The organism is Streptomyces soli, from assembly GCF_003999195.1.
Lineage (GTDB): Bacteria > Actinomycetota > Actinomycetes > Streptomycetales > Streptomycetaceae > Actinacidiphila > Actinacidiphila soli.
Map to the genome: position 1 here is coordinate 30,656 of NZ_RJVR01000232.1, position 19,080 is coordinate 49,735.

The 19,080-nt window shown below is 72.0% G+C and carries 18 protein-coding genes and 1 pseudogene; 16 read left to right on the forward strand and 3 right to left on the reverse strand.

The features are described from left to right. The first annotated feature begins 10 nt into the window (after nt 1-10). The 3 genes and pseudogenes from cydB to EFK10_RS23190 form a co-directional block, all read left to right on the forward strand. The gene (gene cydB, locus EFK10_RS23180) at nt 11-1,018 is read left to right on the forward strand and encodes a cytochrome d ubiquinol oxidase subunit II (protein ID WP_127357568.1); all 1,008 of its coding nucleotides are present in this window, start codon (nt 11-13) and stop codon (nt 1,016-1,018) included. A gap of 28 nt (nt 1,019-1,046) precedes the next feature. Beyond that, the gene (cydD, locus tag EFK10_RS23185; RefSeq protein ID WP_127357569.1) at nt 1,047-4,592 is read left to right on the forward strand and encodes a thiol reductant ABC exporter subunit CydD; all 3,546 of its coding nucleotides are present in this window, start codon (nt 1,047-1,049) and stop codon (nt 4,590-4,592) included. A gap of 39 nt (nt 4,593-4,631) precedes the next feature. Then, nucleotides 4,632-5,795 (forward strand): annotated as a pseudogene (locus EFK10_RS23190) (GAF domain-containing sensor histidine kinase); the annotation flags it as partial. Nucleotides 5,796-5,814: 19 nt separating this feature from the next. Here EFK10_RS23190 and EFK10_RS23195 read toward each other — a convergent pair. Continuing rightward, nucleotides 5,815-6,678, reverse strand: coding sequence for an HAD family hydrolase (locus EFK10_RS23195; RefSeq protein WP_127357571.1), 864 nt, complete (start codon nt 6,676-6,678; stop codon nt 5,815-5,817). Between the two features lie 97 nt (nt 6,679-6,775). Between EFK10_RS23195 and EFK10_RS23200 the strand changes: the two genes are divergently transcribed. Then, entirely contained in the window at nt 6,776-7,207 is a 432-nt protein-coding gene (locus tag EFK10_RS23200; RefSeq protein ID WP_240677412.1) for a DUF6083 domain-containing protein, read from the forward strand. Here the strand turns inward: EFK10_RS23200 and EFK10_RS23205 are convergent. Further along, nucleotides 7,200-8,087 carry an LLM class flavin-dependent oxidoreductase gene (locus EFK10_RS23205; protein ID WP_127357572.1) on the reverse strand — a complete coding sequence of 296 codons (888 nt, stop codon included), beginning with the start codon at nt 8,085-8,087 and terminating at the stop codon, nt 7,200-7,202. The two genes, EFK10_RS23200 and EFK10_RS23205, sit on opposite strands and share 8 nt — an antisense overlap. A gap of 70 nt (nt 8,088-8,157) precedes the next feature. Here EFK10_RS23205 and EFK10_RS23210 point away from each other — a divergent pair, with 70 nt between their 5' ends. The 7 genes from EFK10_RS23210 to EFK10_RS23240 all read left to right on the forward strand — a co-directional run bounded on the left by EFK10_RS23210 (nt 8,158) and on the right by EFK10_RS23240 (nt 13,871). After that, nucleotides 8,158-8,871: a response regulator transcription factor gene (locus EFK10_RS23210; protein ID WP_127357573.1), complete on the forward strand. Its 714-nt coding sequence runs from the start codon at nt 8,158-8,160 to the stop codon at nt 8,869-8,871. Beyond that, nucleotides 8,868-10,232, forward strand: coding sequence for a sensor histidine kinase (locus EFK10_RS23215; RefSeq protein WP_127357574.1), 1,365 nt, complete (start codon nt 8,868-8,870; stop codon nt 10,230-10,232). The genes EFK10_RS23210 and EFK10_RS23215 overlap by 4 nt, the downstream gene beginning before the upstream one ends. A 157-nt stretch (nt 10,233-10,389) precedes the next feature. After that, nucleotides 10,390-10,716, forward strand: a complete 327-nt coding sequence (locus tag EFK10_RS23220; protein ID WP_127357575.1) for a hypothetical protein — start codon at nt 10,390-10,392, stop codon at nt 10,714-10,716. Further along, nucleotides 10,713-11,690 (forward strand): FAD:protein FMN transferase, encoded by a 978-nt coding sequence (locus tag EFK10_RS23225; protein ID WP_127357576.1) that lies wholly within the window; start codon nt 10,713-10,715, stop codon nt 11,688-11,690. The genes EFK10_RS23220 and EFK10_RS23225 overlap by 4 nt, the downstream gene beginning before the upstream one ends. Then, a complete protein-coding gene (locus EFK10_RS23230) occupies nt 11,687-12,361 on the forward strand; it encodes a ferric reductase-like transmembrane domain-containing protein (RefSeq protein WP_127357577.1) in 675 nt (224 codons plus the stop codon). Before EFK10_RS23225 ends, EFK10_RS23230 begins: the two co-directional genes overlap by 4 nt. Further along, nucleotides 12,358-13,668 (forward strand): NADH-ubiquinone oxidoreductase-F iron-sulfur binding region domain-containing protein, encoded by a 1,311-nt coding sequence (locus EFK10_RS23235; RefSeq protein WP_240677413.1) that lies wholly within the window; start codon nt 12,358-12,360, stop codon nt 13,666-13,668. Before EFK10_RS23230 ends, EFK10_RS23235 begins: the two co-directional genes overlap by 4 nt. After that, complete coding sequence (locus EFK10_RS23240) at nt 13,665-13,871, forward strand: ferredoxin (protein ID WP_127357578.1); 207 nt, start codon at nt 13,665-13,667, stop codon at nt 13,869-13,871. The genes EFK10_RS23235 and EFK10_RS23240 overlap by 4 nt, the downstream gene beginning before the upstream one ends. Before the next feature lie 60 nt (nt 13,872-13,931). Here EFK10_RS23240 and EFK10_RS23245 read toward each other — a convergent pair whose 3' ends face one another. Beyond that, the gene (locus EFK10_RS23245) at nt 13,932-14,822 is read right to left on the reverse strand and encodes a D-alanyl-D-alanine carboxypeptidase family protein (protein ID WP_127357579.1); all 891 of its coding nucleotides are present in this window, start codon (nt 14,820-14,822) and stop codon (nt 13,932-13,934) included. 273 nt (nt 14,823-15,095) lie between these two features. On the opposite strand from EFK10_RS23245, the gene EFK10_RS23250 reads away from it, so the two are divergent. From EFK10_RS23250 to EFK10_RS23270, 5 genes are all read left to right on the forward strand, one after another. Next, nucleotides 15,096-15,419, forward strand: coding sequence for a DUF6344 domain-containing protein (locus EFK10_RS23250; protein ID WP_127357580.1), 324 nt, complete (start codon nt 15,096-15,098; stop codon nt 15,417-15,419). A 117-nt stretch (nt 15,420-15,536) separates the two neighbouring features. Further along, nucleotides 15,537-16,451, forward strand: a complete 915-nt coding sequence (locus EFK10_RS23255; RefSeq protein ID WP_127357581.1) for an ABC transporter ATP-binding protein — start codon at nt 15,537-15,539, stop codon at nt 16,449-16,451. After that, nucleotides 16,435-17,334, forward strand: coding sequence for an ABC transporter permease (locus tag EFK10_RS23260; RefSeq protein WP_127357582.1), 900 nt, complete (start codon nt 16,435-16,437; stop codon nt 17,332-17,334). Before EFK10_RS23255 ends, EFK10_RS23260 begins: the two co-directional genes overlap by 17 nt. Then, the gene (locus tag EFK10_RS23265; RefSeq protein ID WP_127357583.1) at nt 17,331-18,248 is read left to right on the forward strand and encodes an ABC transporter ATP-binding protein; all 918 of its coding nucleotides are present in this window, start codon (nt 17,331-17,333) and stop codon (nt 18,246-18,248) included. The genes EFK10_RS23260 and EFK10_RS23265 overlap by 4 nt, the downstream gene beginning before the upstream one ends. 12 nt (nt 18,249-18,260) lie before the next feature. Then, on the forward strand, nt 18,261-18,992 hold the full coding sequence (locus EFK10_RS23270; protein WP_127357584.1) for an ABC transporter permease subunit: 732 nt from the start codon (nt 18,261-18,263) through the stop codon (nt 18,990-18,992). Nucleotides 18,993-19,080: the final 88 nt, after the last annotated feature.

A 19,080-nucleotide genomic window follows, 5' to 3' on the forward strand; every position in this document is an offset into this window, starting at 1 on the left:
GGAGACGGACATGCACCTCCACGACGTCTGGTTCGTCCTCATCGCCGTCCTGTGGACCGGCTACTTCTTCCTCGAGGGCTTCGACTTCGGGATCGGCATCCTCACCAAGGCACTGGCCCGCGACCGCGTCGAACGCCGCGTCCTCATCAACACCATCGGCCCGGTCTGGGACGGCAACGAGGTCTGGCTCATCTCGGCGGGCGGCGCGACCTTCGCCGCCTTCCCCGAGTGGTACGCCACCCTCTTCTCCGGCTTCTACCTGCCGTTGCTGATGATCCTGATCTGCCTCATCGTGCGGGGCGTCGCCTTCGAGTACCGCGCCAAGCGGCCCGATGAGACCTGGCAGCGCAGGTGGGAGACCGCGATCTTCTGGACCTCGCTCATCCCGGCCGTGCTGTGGGGCGTCGCCTTCGCCAACATCGTGCACGGCGTCAAGATCGACAAGGCGGGGGAGTACGTCGGCGGCTTCTGGGACCTGATCAACGTCTACTCGGTCCTCGGCGGCCTGGTGACCCTGACGCTGTTCACCTTCCACGGCGCGGTCTTCGCCTCCCTCAAGACCCTCGGCGACATCCGCGAGCGCGCCCGCCGCTTCGCCACCGGCGCGGGCATCACGGCCGCCCTGTGCGCGCTGGCCTTCCTGATCTGGACCCAGCTCGACGGCGGCGACGCCAAGAGCGGGGCGACTGCGGCGGTTGCCGTCCTCGCGTTGCTGGCGGCACTCGGCGCGAATCTGCTGGGCCGGGAAGGCTGGTCCTTCACCCTCTCCGGGATCACGATCGTCGCCACCGTCGCGACGCTCTTCCTGACCCTGTTCCCGGACGTCATGCCGTCCTCGCTGAACGACGCCTGGAGCCTGACGGTCACCAACGCGTCCTCGACGCCGTACACGCTCAAGATCATGACGTGGTGCGCGGGCATCGCGACCCCGATGGTGCTGCTCTACCAGAGCTGGACGTACTGGGTCTTCCGCAAACGCATCGGCACCCAGCACATCGCCGACTCCGCCGCGCACTGACGGCCGTGCACTGAGAGGTGTGTTTCACGTGAAACCGATCGACCCCCGGCTGCTGCGTCACGCCCGCGCCTCCCGCGCCTTCATAGCGGGTTCCGTCCTGCTCGGCCTCGCCGGGGCCGGGTTGGTCATCGCCCAGGCCATGCTCATCGCCGAGGTCGTCGTCGGCGGCTTCCAACACGGCCTCGGCGCCGGCGAGCTGCGCACCCCGCTGGTGCTGCTCGCCGCCGTCGCGGCCGGCCGGGCGGCCGTCGCCTGGCTCACCGAGCTGTGCGCCCACCGCGCCAGCGCCGCCGTCAAGTCCCAGCTGCGGGGTCGGCTGTTGGCCCGGGCCACGGAGCTCGGGCCTGCTTGGCTCACCACGCAGCGCAGCGGCGAACTCACCACCCTCGCCACGCGCGGTATCGACGCCCTCGACGACTACTTCGCGCGGTACGTGCCGCAGCTCGGCCTCGCCGTCGTCGTACCGGTGGCGGTGCTGGGCCGCATCGTCACCGAGGACTGGATCTCCGCCCTGACGATCGCTCTGACGCTGCCGCTCATCCCGGTCTTCATGGTGCTCATCGGTTGGGCCACCCAGACCCGTATGGACCGCCAGTGGAAGCTGCTGAGCCGGCTGTCCGGCCACTTCCTCGACGTCGTGGCCGGCCTGCCCACCCTCAAGGTCTTCGGCCGCGCCAAGGCCCAGGCCGAGTCCATCCGCACCATCACCGCCGACTACCGCCGCGCCACACTGCGGACGCTGCGCATCGCCTTCATCTCCTCCTTCGCCCTCGAACTCCTCTCCACCCTGTCCGTCGCCCTGGTCGCCGTCGGCATCGGCATGCGGCTCGTCAGCGGCGGCCTCGACCTCTATACGGGGCTGGTCATCCTCGTCCTCGCGCCTGAGGCGTACCTGCCGTTGCGGCAGGTCGGCGTCCACTACCACGCGGCGGCGGAGGGCCTGGCCGCGGCGGAGGAGGTCTTCGCCGTCCTGGAGACCGCGCCGGTCGTACGCGGCACGGCTGCGGCGCCCGACCTGCGTTCGGCCACCATCACCATCGACGGCATCGCGGTCGCGGGCCGCCTCGGCGAGACCTCCCTCGTCGTCGCCCCCGGCGAGACGGTCGCCGTGACCGGGCCCAGCGGCGTCGGCAAGACCACGCTGCTCAGCGCGCTGCTCGGCTTCACCGAACCGACCTCGGGCCGCGTCCTCGTCGACGGCACCGACCTCGCCACGTACGACCCATCCGGGTGGCACCAGCAGATCGCCTGGGTCCCCCAGCACCCCCACCTCTTCCCCGGCACCATCGCCGACAACGTCCGCCTCGCCCGCCCCGACGCCACGCATGCCCAGGTCCTTGCCGCCCTCGCCGACGCCGGTGCGCCCGACCTCGACCCCGGCGCATTGCTGGGTGAGGCCGGCGCCGGCCTCTCCGCCGGCCAGCGCCAGCGGGTCGCCCTGGCCCGGGCGTTCCTTGCCGACCGGCCGCTGCTTCTGCTCGACGAACCCACGGCCAATCTGGACGGCGACACGGAAGCGGCTGTCGTGGCGGCGGTCGAGCGACTCGCGGTCGGCCGCACGGTGCTGCTCGTTGTGCACCGGCCGGCGCTGCTGGCGGTGGCGGACCGCGTGGTGCGGTTGGGCTTCGCCGATGCGGGTGTCGTTGTCGGCCGCGGGTTGGTGGCCGGGTTGTGCCAGAGCCCCAGCGGGTCCGGGTGGGGGCACCTCCCAAACGAAGGTTTGGGGGAGAGCCCGGTTTCGGGAAGGGGCGGGGTGGGGGAGCAGCCCGCCGCAGGCGCGACGCTGCCGCACCCCGCAGGGGACCGCAGCGTGCTGCGGCGGGTCCGGCAGCACGGCGCCAGGGGCCGGCAGGGCGGCCGCTTCGCGGCTGCGGCCGGGCTGGGCGCACTCGCGATGCTCTGCGCGATCGGGCTGATGGCGACCTCCGGGTGGCTGATCTCCCGGGCCTCCCAACAACCGCCGGTGCTCTATCTGATGGTCGCGGTCACGGCGACCCGGACGTTCGGCATCGGTCGCGCGGCCTTCCGGTACGCCGAGCGCCTGACCGCCCACGACGCCGTGTTCCGGGCCCTGGCCGACCTCCGGGTCGCCATGTACCGCCACCTGGAACGGCTCGCGCCGGCCGGGCTGCGGGAAACCCGCCGGGGCGACCTCCTGTCCCGCCTGGTCGCGGACGTGGACGGCCTGCAGGACTACTTCCTGCGCTGGCTGCTGCCGGCCGCGACCGCCGCGACGGCGGCAGTGGTCGCCGTGGGCTTCACCGGCTGGCTGCTTCCGGAGGCGGGCGCAGTCCTCGCCGTGGGTCTGCTCGCCGCGGGAGCCGGGATTCCCGCGCTGTCCGCCACCGTGGCCCGCCGCGCGGAGCTCCGTATCGCCCCTGCCAGGGGCGAGTTGTCGACGCAGACCCTGTCCCTGCTGACCGGCACCGCCGAGGTGACGGTCGCCGGCGCGATGGCCGCCCGCCTCGGGGCGGCCGGGGACGCGGACCGTACCCTCACCGCCGTCGCCGCGCGCTCGGCCGCCGGCGCGGCGCTGGGTGCGGGACTGTCCGCCCTGGTCACCGGGATGACGGTGGTGGTCTGCGCCGTCGTGGGGTTGCAGGCAGTCACGGGGGGCCGCCTGCAGGGCGTGGCGCTGGCGGTGATCGTTCTGACGCCCCTCGCGGCGTTCGAGGCCGTCGCCGGGATGCCGCTGGCCGCCCAGCACCGGCAGCGCAGCCGTGAGGCGGCAAGCCGGGTGTACGAGATCCTCGACGCGCCGGAGCCGGTCAGCGAGCCGGCCCTCCCCCAAGCACTTCGTGCAGGGGGTACCCCCATCTCGCTGCGCTCGGCTGCGGCCCCGGAGAGCCCGTTCCCCATCGCCGTACGCGGCCTGACGGCCCGCCACCCTGGCCAGCAGAGCCCGGCCATCGCCGGCATTGACCTCGACCTCACCCCCGGCCGCCGGATCGCCGTCGTCGGCCCGTCCGGCTCGGGCAAGACCACGCTCGCCCACGTCCTGCTCCGCTTCCTCGACCGTGAGAGCGGCACGTACACCCTGGCCGGTCAGGACGCCGCCGCGCTCGACGGCGACGCCGTACGCCGCCACGTCGGCCTGTGCGCCCAGGACGCCCACATCTTCGACAGCACCGTGCGGGAGAACCTCCGCCTGGCCAGGCCCGGCACCCCCGACGCGGACCTGAGCGAAGCCCTCGCCGCCGCCCGCCTCGACCTGGACCTCGACACGGCCGTCGGCGAGCACGGCGCACGGCTGTCCGGCGGCCAGCGTCAGCGCCTTGCCCTGGCCCGGGCGCTGCTCGCCGGCTTCCCCGTCCTCGTACTGGACGAGCCCGCCGAGCACCTGGACCTGCCCACCGCCACTGCCGTTACCGCGGACCTCCTGGCCGCCACCGAGGGCCGGACGACGCTCCTGATCACCCACCGGCTCAGCGGCTTGGACGCGGTCGACGAGATCCTCGTCCTCGACCGGGGCCGGGTCGTCCAGCGCGGTACGTACGCGGAGCTGGCCGCCGCCGACGGACCGTTCCGCCGGACGCTGGACGGGGAGCGCGCCGCTGATCTGCTGACCGCCTGATCAGCACCTACGCTCGATCCCATGGCAGAACGCCTCTCCAGGCTCCTGGACGCCGTGGGCTCCGTCAGCACCGCCCTGCTCGCCGCCGACGCCGGGGAGGCCGGGCAGGCCGGGGCCGGGTCCGGAGACGGCGTGAAAGCCACGAGCGCCCTGGACGTCGTCGCCACCGAGGCCCGCAAGCTGGCCGGCGCCGACGCCGGGCTGGTGCTGCTGCCGACCGGCGAGGGCGGCCTGGAGGTCGTGGCGGCTTCCGCCGACCGGCCGGAGGGGCTGGTCGGCACCGTCATCGAGCCGGACAGCCCGGTCGTGGAGCACCTGCTCGCCGGGGAGCCGGTCTTCATCGACGACTCGGCGACCGACCCCCGGATGACCACCGCCATCGCGCCGCGCTTCGGCCCGAGCATGATGCTGCCGCTGCGCAGCGGCAGCCGTGTCATGGGCACGCTCGTCCTGCCGCGTCTGCGCGGCGCGCCCGGCTACACCGCCGAGGATCACCTCTTCGCCACGCAGTTCGCCGCCCAGGCGGCCCTCGCGCTGCTCCTCGCCGACGCCCAGCGCGACCGGGAACGCCTCGCCGTCTACGAGGAGCGCGACCGCATCGCCCGCGACCTGCACGACCTCGTCATCCAGCGGCTCTTCGCCACCGGCCTGATGCTGCAGGGCGCCCAGCGCCGCGCCGACGACCCCACGATCGACCGCGAGATCAAGGACGGCATCGGCCGCGCCGTCGACGAGCTCGACGCCACCATCCAGGAGGTCCGCACCGCCATCTTCGCCCTCCAGCAGAGCCCCGCCGAGGCCCCCTCCGGCTTGCGGACCCGTGTCCTGCGCGAGGTCAGCACCGTCGCCGTGCCGCTGGGCTTCCAGCCCTCCGTACGCTTCGTGGGCGCCGTCGAGGCCCGGGTCGGCGAGCTGAGCGCGAAGAACCTCGTCGCCGCGCTCCGCGAGGCCCTGTCCAACGCCCTGCGCCACGCCGGGGCCTCCCGCATCGACGTCGTCATCGACGCCACCGCCGTCCTCGCCGACGGCTCGTCCGGCGTACGCCTGGTCGTCTCCGACGACGGTGTCGGCATCCCCGCCACCGGCCGCCGCAGCGGCCTCAACAACCTTGCCCAGCGGGCCGAATCCCTCGGCGGCACCTCCACGTACGGCCCCCGGCCGGACGGCGCCGGGACGGCGGTGGTCTGGGAGGTCCCGCTCTGAGGGCCTGGGGGCCGCCGCGCTACAGGGCCTTGGCCAGGATCCGTTCGATGACGGCCGCCACGCCGTCCTCCTCGTTCGCCGCCGTACGGTGCGTGGTGGCCGCCAGGACATCGGGGTGCGCGTTCGCGACGGCGTACGAGGTGCCCGCCCACGAGAGCATCTCCAGGTCGTTGGGCATGTCGCCGAACGCCACGACCTCCTCCGCCGTGATGCCCCGCTCCGCACAACACCTGGCCAGCGTCGTGGCCTTGCTCACTCCGGTCCCGCTGATCTCCAGCAGCGCCGAGGGACTCGACCGGGTGATCTCCGCATATTCGCCCGCCACCGCCCGCGCCGTCTCCAGGAAGACGTCCGGATCGATGGCCGGATGCTTCGCCAGCAGCTTCAGCAGCGGCTGGTGGCCCCCGGCATCCGCCAGCAGCTCCTCCACCGGCGCCACCACCGCCTCCACATCCGGGTCGTACGGCACGTACTCCGGGTCGTACGCGAAGCCCCCCGTCCGCTCGACCGCGAAGGTCGTGCCCGGCACCGCCGCGCGCAGCGCCTCGAGCACTTGGAGCGCGTCCCGCGCGTCCAGCGGGTAGGCCGCCAGCAGCCGGTCGCGGTGCAGGTCGTAGACAGCCGCGCCGTTCGCGACGATCGCCATGCCGTGGCGAGCGGTGTGCTCGGCGACCACGCTCATCCAGCGCGCCGGGCGGCCCGTGACGAAGAAGACCTCGATCCCGGCGGCTTCGGCTGCCGCGAGCGCGGCGATCGTGCGGGCCGACACCGTCTTGTCGTCGCGCAGCAGCGTCCCGTCAAGGTCGGTGGCGATCAGCCGTGGCGGTATCGGGGTCGCTATGCGGACGCCGGTGGTCTGGGGAAGCTCGGTGGCTGAGGTCACGCGCTACATCCTCCTGTATACGGTCTTACGATGCCGAGTGCGACCAGTGCAGCACGGAGCGCAGTCGATTGTCAGTGCCGGGTGCCACCATCGGGACATGGAGAAAGCAGAGCACGCCGACCGCGAACCGGTGCTGCTGGGCGAAGCTTTGGGCACCGTCCTGGACGGCATCCGCTTCGCCGCGCGCACCTCGATACCCGTCGCCGGCCCGACCGCCGGCCCGTCCTCCGCCTGCGACCGCTGCGGCTCGGCCGCCGAGTGGCACCTCACCGTGCGCGGCCGCTGGATCATGATCGAGCCCGGCGCCTGGCCCACCGGGGCCATCCCCGCGGGCCGCCGCTGGCGCATCGCAGGCGACGGCACCGCCGTCAACCTGCGCTCGGCCGAGCCCTCCGACACCTGCCGCATCACCCACTTCGACATCTGCCCGGCCAACCCCACGCCCGTCGAGTCGCCGGTCCTGCTCTCCCTCTGGCGCCGCAACGCCCGCCGGGCAAGGGCGGACACGGCGGAAAGGGAGGTCAGCTGAGCTGGGCGGCCGCCTCGGTCGCGATGCGCTCGAACACACCCATGTCCGCGTCGTAGACCGATTCGGGCACCGGCCAGTGGATCGCGATCTCCGTGATCCCGATCTCCGCGTACCGCCCCGCGTATTCCACAAAGGCGTCCACCGACTCCAACGGCCGCTCCGCCGTCGATCCCTGCAACAAAACGCGGTCCAGCTCACCCATCTCCCGGTCGATCTCCGCGCAGGCGATCTGCAGCTTGTCCAGCTGCCGGGAGACCACCGCCGGGCACTCCTCCGCCGGAATGTCCGCCGGCCCGCGGGGATCGCCGTACGTCACCCACGCCTGCCCGTACCTTGCCGCAAGCTTCAGCCCGCGTGGCCCTGTCGCCGCCACCGCGAAGGGAATCCTCGGCCGCTGCACACACCCCGGGATGTTCCGTACCTCGTGCGCCGAGTAGAACTCTCCCTCGTACGTCACCACCGGCTCCGTCAGCAGCCGGTCCAGCACCGGCACGAACTCCCCGAACCGGTCCGCCCGCTCCCGGGGCGACCACGCCGCCTGCCCCATCGCCGTGGCGTCGAAGCCGGTCCCGCCGGCCCCGATCCCCAGCGTGATCCGACCGTCGCTCACGTCGTCCAGCGTGATCAGATCCTTGGCCAAGGTCACCGGATGCCGGAAGTTCGGCGACGTCACCAATGTCCCCAGTCGCATCTGCTCGGTCGCCGCCGCAGCCGCCGTGAGCGTGGGCACCGCCCCGAACCACGGCGCGTCGCGGAAGCTCCGCCAGGAGAGGTGATCGTAGGTGTAGGCGGTGTGGAAGCCGAGTTCCTCGGCGCGACGCCACACCTTCTGACCCTCGGACCAGCGGTGGATAGGGAGGATGACAGTGCTCAGACGCATAGGAACGAGGTTACGGTCAGAACGCTCGTGATCACCGACCGGCCCTTCCGGGGCGGCCTAGGATGACAGGATGCGGGTGCTCGTTGTCGAGGATGACCCTGGGATCGCCGATCTCCTGGTGCGGGGACTGGAACGGGCCGGTTACGAGGCCGGCAGTGTGTCCAGCGGGCAGCAGGCGCTGAGCGCGGTGCCGGAGCCCGATGTCGTCCTGCTGGACCTGGGGCTGCCCGACGTGGACGGTCTCGATGTGTGCCGCCGGCTGCGCAGCCGCTCCGGGGTGGCGATCATCGTGGTGACGGCCCGAGGCGAGGAAGGCGACCGGGTCGCCGCGCTCGACGAGGGCGCCGACGACTATCTGGTCAAGCCGTTCGGCCTGGCCGAGCTGCTCGCCCGGATCCGCGCGGTCCTGCGACGGGTCCGCCCGGTCGACTCGGCCGGACAGGAGTTGTTGCGTCACGGCCTCCTCATGGTGGACCCGCGCACCCACAAGGTCACCGTCGGGGATCGGGAGGTGGCGCTCACGCCGAAGGAGTTCGACATCCTGGAGGCCCTCGCCGTCGACCCCGGCCGGGTGGTCACCCGGCAGGAGATCCTGGAACGGGCCTGGGACGCCCACTGGTACGGCCCGACGAAGGTGCTGGATGTGCACGTCGCCGCGCTGCGCCGCAAGCTCGGCGTGCCGGGGCTGGTCGAGACGGTGTACGGCAGGGGCTTTCGCCTCGGCACGCCGGATACGGCGCCGGACACGCCCACCGAGCCACCCGCACCACCGGTGTCGCGATGACCCGCCGCATCGCCCTGGCCGTCATGGCACTGGTCACCGTGCTCCTGGTGCTGGCCGTCGTTCCGCTGGGGCTGTCGTTGTCCTCGCGCGAGCGCACGTCCTTCCATGACAACGTCGAGGCGGCGGGCCGGGCGATCGCGGCCGCAGCCGAGGAGCACCTGTCCGACCGGCATTCGGCCGCCTCCACGCGACAGCTGTTGAACAGCGCGAGGCAGGAGGGGGACTGCGCGGCGGTCTTCGACTCCCACGGCACCTTGGAGGCGGCCACCAGCTGTCCCGGGCAGAAGGCCGCGGAAACGAAGAAGGCCACCGCGGACTGGGCCGACCTCGCCCGCGAAGTGATCGCCGATCCGGAAACGGTCGCCCGGGAGAGCAACAACCGGCTCGTCGTCGCGGTCCCGATCGGTGACACCGCACACCCCGTCGGCGCCGCAGTACTCTCCCGGTCGGCGAAGACGATGAACGACCGCATCGCGACGATGTGGTGGCGGCTGGCGCTGATCGGGGTCGGCGGCCTGATCGCGGGCGCGCTGCTGGCGGTGGCGCTCGCCCGCTGGGTCGGCCGCCCGCTGCGGGTCGTGGACGCCGCCGCCCGCGAGCTGGGCGAAGGCCGGCTGGAGGCACGGGCGTCCGGCGGGCGGGGGCCCGACGAGGTACGCAGGCTCTCGGCGACCTTCAACACCATGGCGGCCCGCATGGAGACGCTCATCCACGGTCACCGGGCCGTGGTCGCCGACGTCTCGCACCAGCTGCGTACGCCGCTCACCGCCCTGCGGCTGCGACTGGACGTACTGGCGGCGGACGCCGACGACGACATCGCGTCCGAACTCGCCGCGGCCCAGGAGGAGATCGGCCGCCTGTCCCGGCTGGTCGACGGCCTGCTCGCGGTGGCCCGGGCGGAGAACGCCGTACCGCGGCCGATTCCGGTGCGGGTCGACGAGGTGGTGGAGGACAGGGTCGCCGCCTGGAACCCGCTGGCGCAGGACAAGCAGGTCACGCTCACCGGCCGGTGTCCCGCCGGTCTGACCGCTCACCTGGGGGCGGGGGATCTGGAGCAGATACTCGACAACCTGCTGGCCAACGCCCTGGACGCGGTGAGCGAGGGTGCGCGGGTACGTATCGAGGGACACGCCCGTCGCGACCGGGTACTGCTGGCGGTGGCCGACGACGGCCCTGGCATGAGCACGTCGGCGCGTGGGGCGGCCTTTCGGCGGTTCGGCAATCGGGAGGGGTCGGGCACCGGTCTGGGGCTCGCGATCGTGCACCGGCTGGTCACGGCCAACGGCGGGGTGGCGCGGCTGGAGGACACCCCGGGCGGCGGCCTGACCGTCGTCCTGGAGCTGCCCGCCGGGGAGGCCTGACCATGTCTGGTCCTGGCCACTTCTCGGTCCTGACCAGCTCTGACCTGGCCACTTCCGGGTCTTAACCACTTCTGAGGATTCCCTGTACGGGTTCCTGACGGGCCGCACGGCAGCCTGAGTGAGGAAGCACCGCCCTCGCTGCGAGGAGTTCTCTCCCATGGCCTTTCCCCAGCCGCCTCGGTCCCCGGACCACCGCCCCGACCCCTCCGTCACGGCCGCCGTACGCCGCCGTGACCAGGGACGGCGCCGCGTGGGCCGCGCCACCCGCTGGGCGGTGGTCGCCGCCGTCGCCGGCACCGCCGCGCTCGGCGCGGGCTACGCGCACGCGATCCCCGGCGCCTCCGCCCAGTCGTCCACCACCACCGCGCCGGTCGGCGGCAGCGGCAGCAGTAGCACTCGGGGCACGTCGGGCCGTCTGCACGCCCCGGCGCAGGCCCCCGGAACGACGTCGCAGGCGCCGCAGACCAATTCGGGTGCGTCATGACCGCCCTCGTGGACCCGGCCGTACGGCGCGGAGAGCCCGCCCGTACGTCCTTCCGTGCGCTGGGCACCACGGCCGAACTGCTCACCGCGGACCCGGCCCGTGCGGACCTGGCCCTGGAGGTGCTGCGGGCCGAACTCGACGCCGTCGACGCCGCGTGCAGCCGCTTCCGCCCCGACTCCGAGCTCAGCCGCGCCAACGCCGCCGCGGGCACCGGCCGTCCGGTGGCGGTCGGGGCGCTGCTGGCCGAGGCGGTGGGGGTCGCGCTGCGCGCCGCCGAACTGACCGAGGGCGCCGTCGACCCCACCGTGGGCCCGGCCATCGCGGCCCTCGGCTACGACGTCACCTTCGCCGCGATCGCCCGCAGCGGCCCGTCGCCCGTGCTGCGGCCCGCCACCGGATGGCGCGCTGTCGGCTGGGACCCGGCCCTGCGGCTGCTGACGCTGCCCGCCGGTGCCGCACTCGACCTGGGCGCCACCGCCAAGGCCCTGGCCGCCGACCGGGCGGCACACCAGGCCGCCCGCGCCACCGGCTGCGGGGTGCTGGTCAACCTCGGCGGCGACCTCTCCGTGGCCGGCCGGCCACCGGACGGCGGGTGGCGGATCGCCATCGCCGACGACCACGGCGCCGTGCCCACCGATGCGGGACCGGTCGTCACGGTGCACGGCGGGGGGCTCGCCACCTCGGGCACCACCGTCCGTGCCTGGCGGCGCGGCGGCCGGACCCGGCACCACATCATCGACCCGGTCACTGGCGACTCGGCGCCCGCGATCTGGCGCACCGCCTCCGTCGCCGCCGCCTGCTGCGTGGATGCCAACACGGCCACCACCGCCGCGATCGTCCTGGGCGAGCGCGCCCCCGCCTGGCTGCACAGCACCGGACTGCCCGCCCGGCTGGTCCGGGCCGACGGGAGCGTATGCCTCCTGAACGGATGGCCGTCCGACCCGGCAGAAGACCCGACGGGAGGCTCCCGATGACCGCCTCGGCGCACGCCCTTGTCGCGCTCGCTTCCTCGGGCCCGAGCCCGCTCTGGTACGCCACCCGGGCAACCGGCACGGTGGCCGTGCTGCTGCTGACCGCCACGGTGGCGCTCGGCATCGCGGCCGGCGGCCGGTACGCGCCGCAGCGGATCGCCAGGTTCGAGGTGTCCTCGCTCCACCGCAACCTGTCCCTGCTCACCCTGGCCTTCCTCGGCCTGCACATCGCCACCGCCGTGAGCGACAGCTACACCTCGATCGGCTGGCCGGCCGCCTTCATCCCGCTCGCGTCGTCGTACCAACCGCTGTGGGTGGGCCTGGGGGCCGTCGCGCTGGACCTGCTGCTGGCCGTCGCGGTCACCAGCGCCCTGCGCCACCGCCTGGGGCGCCGCCGGTGGAAGGCGGTGCACTGGCTGGCGTACGGGGCGTGGCCGGTCGCCCTGTTCCATGCCGTCGGCACAGGGACGGACACCCGGCTCGGCCCGCAGCTCCTGCTGTACGCGGCCTGCCTGGCGACCGTGCTCGCCGCGGTCGGGTGGCGGATCGCCCGCACGACCGGTGGCGCGGCGCGCCGGGCCCGGGTCTGGGGGCCGCCTGCCTCCGTACGGGTGCCGGTGACGCTCGGCGCGTCCGGGGAGAACCACGAAGGAGAAGGAAGAGGCAACGAGTGAACCTTGACACGACCGACACCCTGACCCCGCACGCACCGGAGGGCTTGCGCCCTCCGGTCAGTCCGTACGGGGCCCGTCTGCTGCACGGCTGGTACGAGACCGGCCGGCCCGCAGGACTCGCCGAGCACCTCGACCTCTACGGCCCCCTCCCGCGGGCGGCGGCCGACGGCGCGCTGGTGACCGCCGTCGAGCAGTCCGGGCTCACCGGCCGGGGCGGCGGCGGTTTCCCGACCGGCCGCAAGCTCCGCGCGGTCGCCGGGAAGCGTGGCCCCGCGGTCGTGGTCGCCAACGGCATGGAGAGCGAACCGGCCAGCAGCAAGGACGAGACGCTGCTCTTCCTCGCCCCCCACCTGGTCCTGGACGGAGCCGTACTGGCCGCCGCCTCGGTCGGCGCCACCACGGTCCACCTGTGCCTGGCCCGTACCCGCGTCGGGCAGGAGCGCCAGCTCGCCCAGGCGGTGGAGGAGCGCCGCCGCGCCGGTAGGGACCCGGTCCCGGTGGAAATCCACACCCTGCCGCACCACTTCGTCTCCAGCGAGGAGACCTCCCTGGTGAACTGGCTGAACGGCGGCGACGCCCGGCCGCAGGCCACACCGCCCCGGCCCTTCGAGAAGGGCGTCGGCCGCCGACCCACCCTTGTCGACAATGTGGAGACGCTGGCCCATCTCGCGCTCATCGCCCGCTACGGTCCCGACTGGTTCCGGGAGACCGGCAGCCCCGAGACCCCCGGCACGACCCTGGTGACGCTCTCCGGCGCGGTCCGCACCCCGGGCGTGTACGAGGTGCCGATGGGCAGCCCCGTCGCCCGGGCCCTCGGCGTGGCGGGCGGGCCCACCGGACGGCTCGGCGCGGTCCTCGCCGGCGGCTTCTTCGGAAGCTGGCTGCCAGTGCCGCTGAACGGCGTGGCGCTGGGCCGGGGCGCCGGAGTACTGGCGGCGCTGCCCGAGGACGCCTGCGGCCTCGCCGAGACGGCCGCTGCGCTGGCCTATCTGGCCGGCCAGAGCGCCGGGCAGTGCGGGCCCTGCCGCTTCGGACTGCCGTCCGTGGCTGAGGACTTCGCCGAACTCGCCTGGGGGCGGCCCGGTGCGACCCTGCTGGAGCGGCTGAACCGCCGGCTCGGTGTGCTTCCCGGCCGGGGCGGCTGCCGTCACCCCGACGGAGCCGCCCGACTGGCCGCCTCGGCGCTCAGGGTCTTCGGCGACGACGTGCTCCGGCACGTCCGCTATGGGCCGTGCTCCCCCGCGCACGACGCCCTGGTCCTGCCGGTGCCGCCCGCGCGGCCCCCGAAAGAGGAGGAATGGCGATGAGCGGGGACGACCGGTCACTCGCCGTCGACTTCACCGTCTGCGACGGCCACGGCCTGTGCGCCGAACTCCTTCCCGAGCTCGTCGGGCTGGACGAGTGGGGCTACCCGGTGCTCCGCGCCGCTACCGTCCCGGCCGGGCTGCTCCCGGACGCCCGTCGGGCTGTCGCCGCCTGCCCGGTGATGGCCCTGCGGCTGAGCCGGTGAAGCGGCCTGCCCTCGCCCGGGCGGTCGAGGGCAGGTGCCACACAGCTGTGCCGGGTCGGGCTACTTCTTGAAGCCGTAGTCCATCAGCTTCTTCGCGTCGGAAGTGCGGTTGGCCACCGAGGTCGACGCGAGGACCGTGCCGATGACCGTCTTGCCGTTCCGGGTGGCGGCGAAGACCAGGCAGTACCCGGCCTCCGGGCCCGAGCCGGTCTTGATGCCGATCGTGCCCGTGTAGCTGCCGAGCAGCGTGTTGGTGTTGGTCCACGACATGTAGCGGTAGCCGCCGCTCTTCGTCGTGACCTTCTGCTTCGTCGACTTCGTCTTCACGACGGTACGGAACGTCGAGTACTTCATCGCATTGCTGGCGAGCTTCGTCAGGTCGCGCGGCGTCGAGTAGTTCTTGCCGCTCCCGATGCCGTCGAACGAGTCGAAGTGCGTGTTCGTCAGGCCGAGGCTCTTGGCGGTGGAGTTCATCTTGCCGATGAACGACGTCACGCGCTTGGCCCGGGTGGTCCCCGTGCCGTACTTGTCGGCCAGTGCGTACGCCGCGTCGCAGCCGGACGGGAGCAGCAGCCCGTAGAGGAGCTGGCGGACCGTCACCTTGTCGCCGACGATCAGGTGGGCCGACGACGCGTTGTTCGCGACGATGTAGTCGCTGTACGCCTTCTGGATCGTGACCTTGGAATCCAGGTTGAGGTTCGTCTGTGCGAGCACCACCCGGGCCGTCATGATCTTGGTTGTGGAGCCGGTGGAACGACGAGTGTCCGCGGCCTTGGTGAAGAGAGTCTTCCCCGTGCCGTTGTTCATCACGAAGCCGCCCTTGGCGACGATCGTGGGCGTCGCGAGCGTGGCGGCCGACGCCGGAGTGGCGAACGCCGCGGCCGTCAGGACGGCTCCCGCGGTTACGACAACCGCGGATGCGCGACGTATGCCTTTTATGCCGGTTATCAAGATGAGTGCTCCAAATGCCCCTGTAATGCGGTCACATGAGAATACTGCTTCCTCACGAGACTCCTCGGAACGGGCAAAGGATGTGCTCTTTGTGAAGATTCTTTTCAGGCTCTTGACCGTCCCGCACGGGCCGCAGTCGAAGCCCTCGTTACTCCGCCCGGGTGGCGTTCATGTGTATATCGCCGCATCCAAGGTGCGGCATCCACAAATCCGTGCTCGCTTTCCTCATCATCGGAGCAGGTTGATAGCCGTACATGAGGAAGTGAGAGGCCCATGTCCATCGCCAAGGTCACGACGTTCTGGAACGCCTTCATCGCCGTGCTCGTGAAGTGCGTTGCCGCCCTGGGAGTCACGGTCACGTCCAAGGCCACCATCCCGGCCACGCCGCGATCGGTGGCCACCGACGCCACCGAACCCACCCGCCGCAACCTCCTGGCGACCATCCCCTCGCCCCGGTCTTTTGAGCCCCTTCGTGACCGGTCGCTCCCTCCCACCATGAAGCAGCGCATCCACGCCGAACGTCACGGCTCCTCCCCCGCCACCCGCAGCCTTCCCGGCGACCCCACCGACTCCCCGTCACCAACGCTCGCCGCCTGACGCGGGCGGTCGACCCGCGGCGTGCGGCCCCTACGGGGACGTCAGCCCGGAGTACGACATGGAACCAGCCCTCAAGGGTGACGACGGGGTGTGGCGTACGCCACTAACGTCGGGGTTGTGACTGTGATTGCCACTGAAGGCCTGACGAAGCGGTACCCGAGGGTGACCGCGCTGGATCGGCTGACCGTTGACATCAAGACCGGTGTGACCGGTCTTGTGGGGGCCAACGGGGCCGGTAAATCGACGCTGATCAAGATCTTGCTGGGGTTGTCGCCCGCTACGGAGGGCGGGGCGAAGGTCCTCGGGCTGGACGTGGCGACCGAGGGCGCGGCGATTCGCGCCGGGGTCGGGTACATGCCCGAGCACGACTGCCTACCGCCCGATGTGTCGGCGACGGAGCTCGTCGTCCACATGGCCCGGATGTCGGGGATGCCCCCGACGGCTGCCCGCGAGCGCACCGCGGACACCCTGCGCCATGTCGGCCTGTACGAGGAGCGGTACCGCCCGATCGGCGGCTACTCGACCGGTATGAAGCAGCGCGTGAAGCTGGCCCAGGCGCTGGTTCACGACCCGAAGCTGGTGCTGCTGGACGAACCGACGAACGGCCTGGACCCGGTGGGCCGGGACGAGATGCTGGGACTGATCCGGCGCGTCCACACAGACTTCGGGATCTCGGTGCTGGTGACCTCTCATCTTCTGGGGGAGTTGGAGCGGACCAGCGACCACATCGTCGTCATCGACGGCGGGACGTTGCTGCGCGCGGACTCCACGAGCGACTTCACGCAGGCCACGGCGGCTCTTGCCGTCGAGGTGACCGACAGCGAGGAGCAGCTGCTCGAGAAGCTGACCGCCGCGGGCCTGACGGCGCACTCCGACGGCCGGTTGCTGCTGGTCGACATAGCGGGTGACGAGACGTACGACACCGTGCGCGACGCGGTCGCGGAGCTGGGTGTCGGGCTCGTACGCATGGAGCAGCGGCGGCACCGCATTGCCGAGATCTTCCGGGGAGAGTCGCATGACAGCGCAGCCTGACGTCACCCCTGACGTCATCCATGACATCGGCTACCGCCACTACGACGGCCCGCGCCTGGGTCGGGCGTACGCGCGCCGGTCGCTGTACTCGCAGAGCCTGCGCGGGGCGTACGGACTGGGAAGGTCGGCGAAGTCGAAGGTCCTGCCGATGATTCTGTTCGCGGTGATGTGCGCGCCGGCGGCGATCATCGTGGCGGTGGCGATCGGCACCAGCATGACCAAGCTGCCGGTCGAGTACACCCGTTACGCGATCATCATGCAGGCGGTGATCAGCCTCTTCCTGGCGGCCCAGGCCCCGCAGTCCGTCTCGCTCGACCTGCGCTTCAAGGTCACGCCGCTGTACTTCTCGCGCCCGATCGAGCGGATCGACTACGTCGCGGCGAAGTTCGCGGCGCTGGCCACGGCGCTGTTCGCCCTCACAGCGATTCCCGTCGCCATCCTCTATGTAGGAGCTCTGCTCGCGAAGTTCGACTTCGGGAGCCAGACGGCGGGCTTCGCCAAGGCGCTCGTGGCCGAACTGCTGCTGTCGCTGCTCTACGCGGGCCTGGGCCTGCTGATCGCGGCGCTGACGCCGCGCCGGGGCTTCGGCGTGGCGGCGATCATCGCCGTCTTCACCCTTTCCTACGGTGCCGTGTCGAGCGTCCAGGCCGTGGCGTCGGTGCAGGGCAACCCGGGCGCGATCGGCTGGCTCGGCCTCTTCTCGCCGATCACCCTCATCGACGGGGTGCAGACGTGGTGGCTCGGCTCCACCTCCTCGTACGTCGACGCGGCGGGCCCGGACTCGGCGTTGGCCGGGGTGGTCTTCCTCGTTGTCCTGCTCGCCGTGATCGGCGGCTCGTTCGGCCTGCTGATGCGCCGCTACCGAAAGGTCGGACTGTCGTGACCACCCTGTCCATTGACCATGTGTCCCGCTGGTTCGGGAATGTCGTGGCCGTCAATGACGTCACGATGACGATCGGCCCCGGCGTGACCGGCCTCCTCGGCCCGAACGGCGCCGGGAAGTCCACGCTCATCAACATGATGGCCGGCTTCCTGGCCCCCTCCACCGGCAGCGTGACGCTCGACGGCGCCACGATCTGGCGGAACGAGCAGGTCTATCGGGAGATCGGGATCGTGCCGGAGCGGGAGGCGATGTACGACTTCCTCACTGCCCGCGAATTCGTGGTCGCCAACGCCGAGTTGCACGGGCTGGCCAATCCGGGCGAGGCAGCCCGCAAGGCGCTGGCCACGGTCGAGATGGAGTACGCGCAGGACCGGAAGGTGGCGACGTACAGCAAGGGCATGCGGCAGCGCGTGAAGATGGCCTCGGCCCTGGTCCATGAGCCGTCGGTGCTGCTGCTGGACGAGCCGTTCAACGGGATGGACCCGCGGCAGCGGCTCCAACTCATGGATCTGCTGCGGCAGATGGGCTCGGACGGCCGCACCGTGCTGTTCTCCTCGCACATCCTGGAGGAGGTCGAGCAGCTCGCCAGCCACATCGAGGTGGTGGTCGCCGGGCGGCACGCCGCGTCCGGGGACTTCCGGAAGATCCGGCGGCTGATGACGGACCGCCCGCACCGCTATCTCGTACGGTCGAGCGACGACCGGGCGCTCGCCTCGGCTCTGATCGCGGACGCGTCCACGGCCGGCATCGAGCTGGACTGGCACGAGAAGGCACTGCGTATCCAGGCGATCGACTTCACCGGCTTCACCGAGTTGCTGCCGCGCGTCGCCCGCGAGCAGGGCATCCGGCTGTACGCGGTCTCGCCGTCCGACGAGTCCCTGGAGAGCGTCTTCTCCTACCTGGTCACGGCGTAAGGAGCCGGAGCGATGTCTACTGTCTACAATCCCACCGTGGCCCGGCTCACCTACAAGGCGCTGCTCGGCCGCCGCCGCGCGCTGATCCTCTTCGCCCTGCCGCTGCTGCTGCTCGTGATCTCGATCGCCGTACGGGCCCTGACCGGCGCCGACGACTCGACGGCGTCCTCGATCCTCGGGGGCTTCGGGCTCGCGACGATGGTGCCGCTGATCGGCGTCATCGCGGGCACCGGCGCCATAGGGCCGGAGATCGACGACGGGTCGATCGTCTATGTACTGGCCAAGCCGCTGAAGCGGCCGACGATCATCCTCACCAAGCTCCTGGTCGCGATCGGCGTCTCGGTGGTCTTCTCGGCCGTGCCGATGATCCTCGCGGGCTACATCCTCAACGGCAACAGCCAGAATCTCGCGATCGCCTTCGGCGCCGCTGCGGCCGTGGCCTCGGTCGCGTACAGCGCTGTCTTCCTGCTGCTGGGGGTGGTCACCCGGCAGGCGGTGGTCTTCGGGCTGGTCTACGCCCTGGTCTGGGAGACCCTGATCGGCAATCTGGTGCCGGGGGCGCGGACGCTGAGCGTGCAGCAGTGGGCGCTGGCGCTGGCGCAGAAGATCGCGGGCGACGGCAGCGCGGTCAGCTCGGACGTCGGGCTGCCGACGGCGCTGGTGCTGCTGGCGGGCGTCACGGTGGTCGGCGCGTGGTTCGCGGGGCAGAAGCTGCGGACGCTGACGCTGGCGGGTGAGGAGTGAGCGGCCGGTAGAGGGCAGGGCCAGGGCCTGTCCCGTGACAGGTCCTGGCCCGAAAGAGTGGTCTTCGCCGGGCGGCGAGGCACGGCTC

What these genes read in the sequence shown, in the direction of transcription:
- cydB (WP_127357568.1), top strand. Translation starts at nt 11, where the DNA reads ATGCACCTCCACGACGTCTGGTTCGTCCTCATCGCCGTCCTGTGGACC.
- EFK10_RS23200 (WP_240677412.1), top strand. Translation starts at nt 6,776, where the DNA reads ATGGAGAAAGCAGAGCACGCCGACCGCGAACCGGTGCTGCTGGGCGAA.
- EFK10_RS23205 (WP_127357572.1), bottom strand. Translation starts at nt 8,087, where the DNA reads ATGCGTCTGAGCACTGTCATCCTCCCTATCCACCGCTGGTCCGAGGGT.
- EFK10_RS23210 (WP_127357573.1), top strand. Translation starts at nt 8,158, where the DNA reads ATGCGGGTGCTCGTTGTCGAGGATGACCCTGGGATCGCCGATCTCCTG.
- EFK10_RS23215 (WP_127357574.1), top strand. Translation starts at nt 8,868, where the DNA reads ATGACCCGCCGCATCGCCCTGGCCGTCATGGCACTGGTCACCGTGCTC.
- EFK10_RS23220 (WP_127357575.1), top strand. Translation starts at nt 10,390, where the DNA reads ATGGCCTTTCCCCAGCCGCCTCGGTCCCCGGACCACCGCCCCGACCCC.
- EFK10_RS23225 (WP_127357576.1), top strand. Translation starts at nt 10,713, where the DNA reads ATGACCGCCCTCGTGGACCCGGCCGTACGGCGCGGAGAGCCCGCCCGT.
- EFK10_RS23230 (WP_127357577.1), top strand. Translation starts at nt 11,687, where the DNA reads ATGACCGCCTCGGCGCACGCCCTTGTCGCGCTCGCTTCCTCGGGCCCG.
- EFK10_RS23240 (WP_127357578.1), top strand. Translation starts at nt 13,665, where the DNA reads ATGAGCGGGGACGACCGGTCACTCGCCGTCGACTTCACCGTCTGCGAC.
- EFK10_RS23250 (WP_127357580.1), top strand. Translation starts at nt 15,096, where the DNA reads ATGTCCATCGCCAAGGTCACGACGTTCTGGAACGCCTTCATCGCCGTG.
- EFK10_RS23260 (WP_127357582.1), top strand. Translation starts at nt 16,435, where the DNA reads ATGACAGCGCAGCCTGACGTCACCCCTGACGTCATCCATGACATCGGC.
- EFK10_RS23270 (WP_127357584.1), top strand. Translation starts at nt 18,261, where the DNA reads ATGTCTACTGTCTACAATCCCACCGTGGCCCGGCTCACCTACAAGGCG.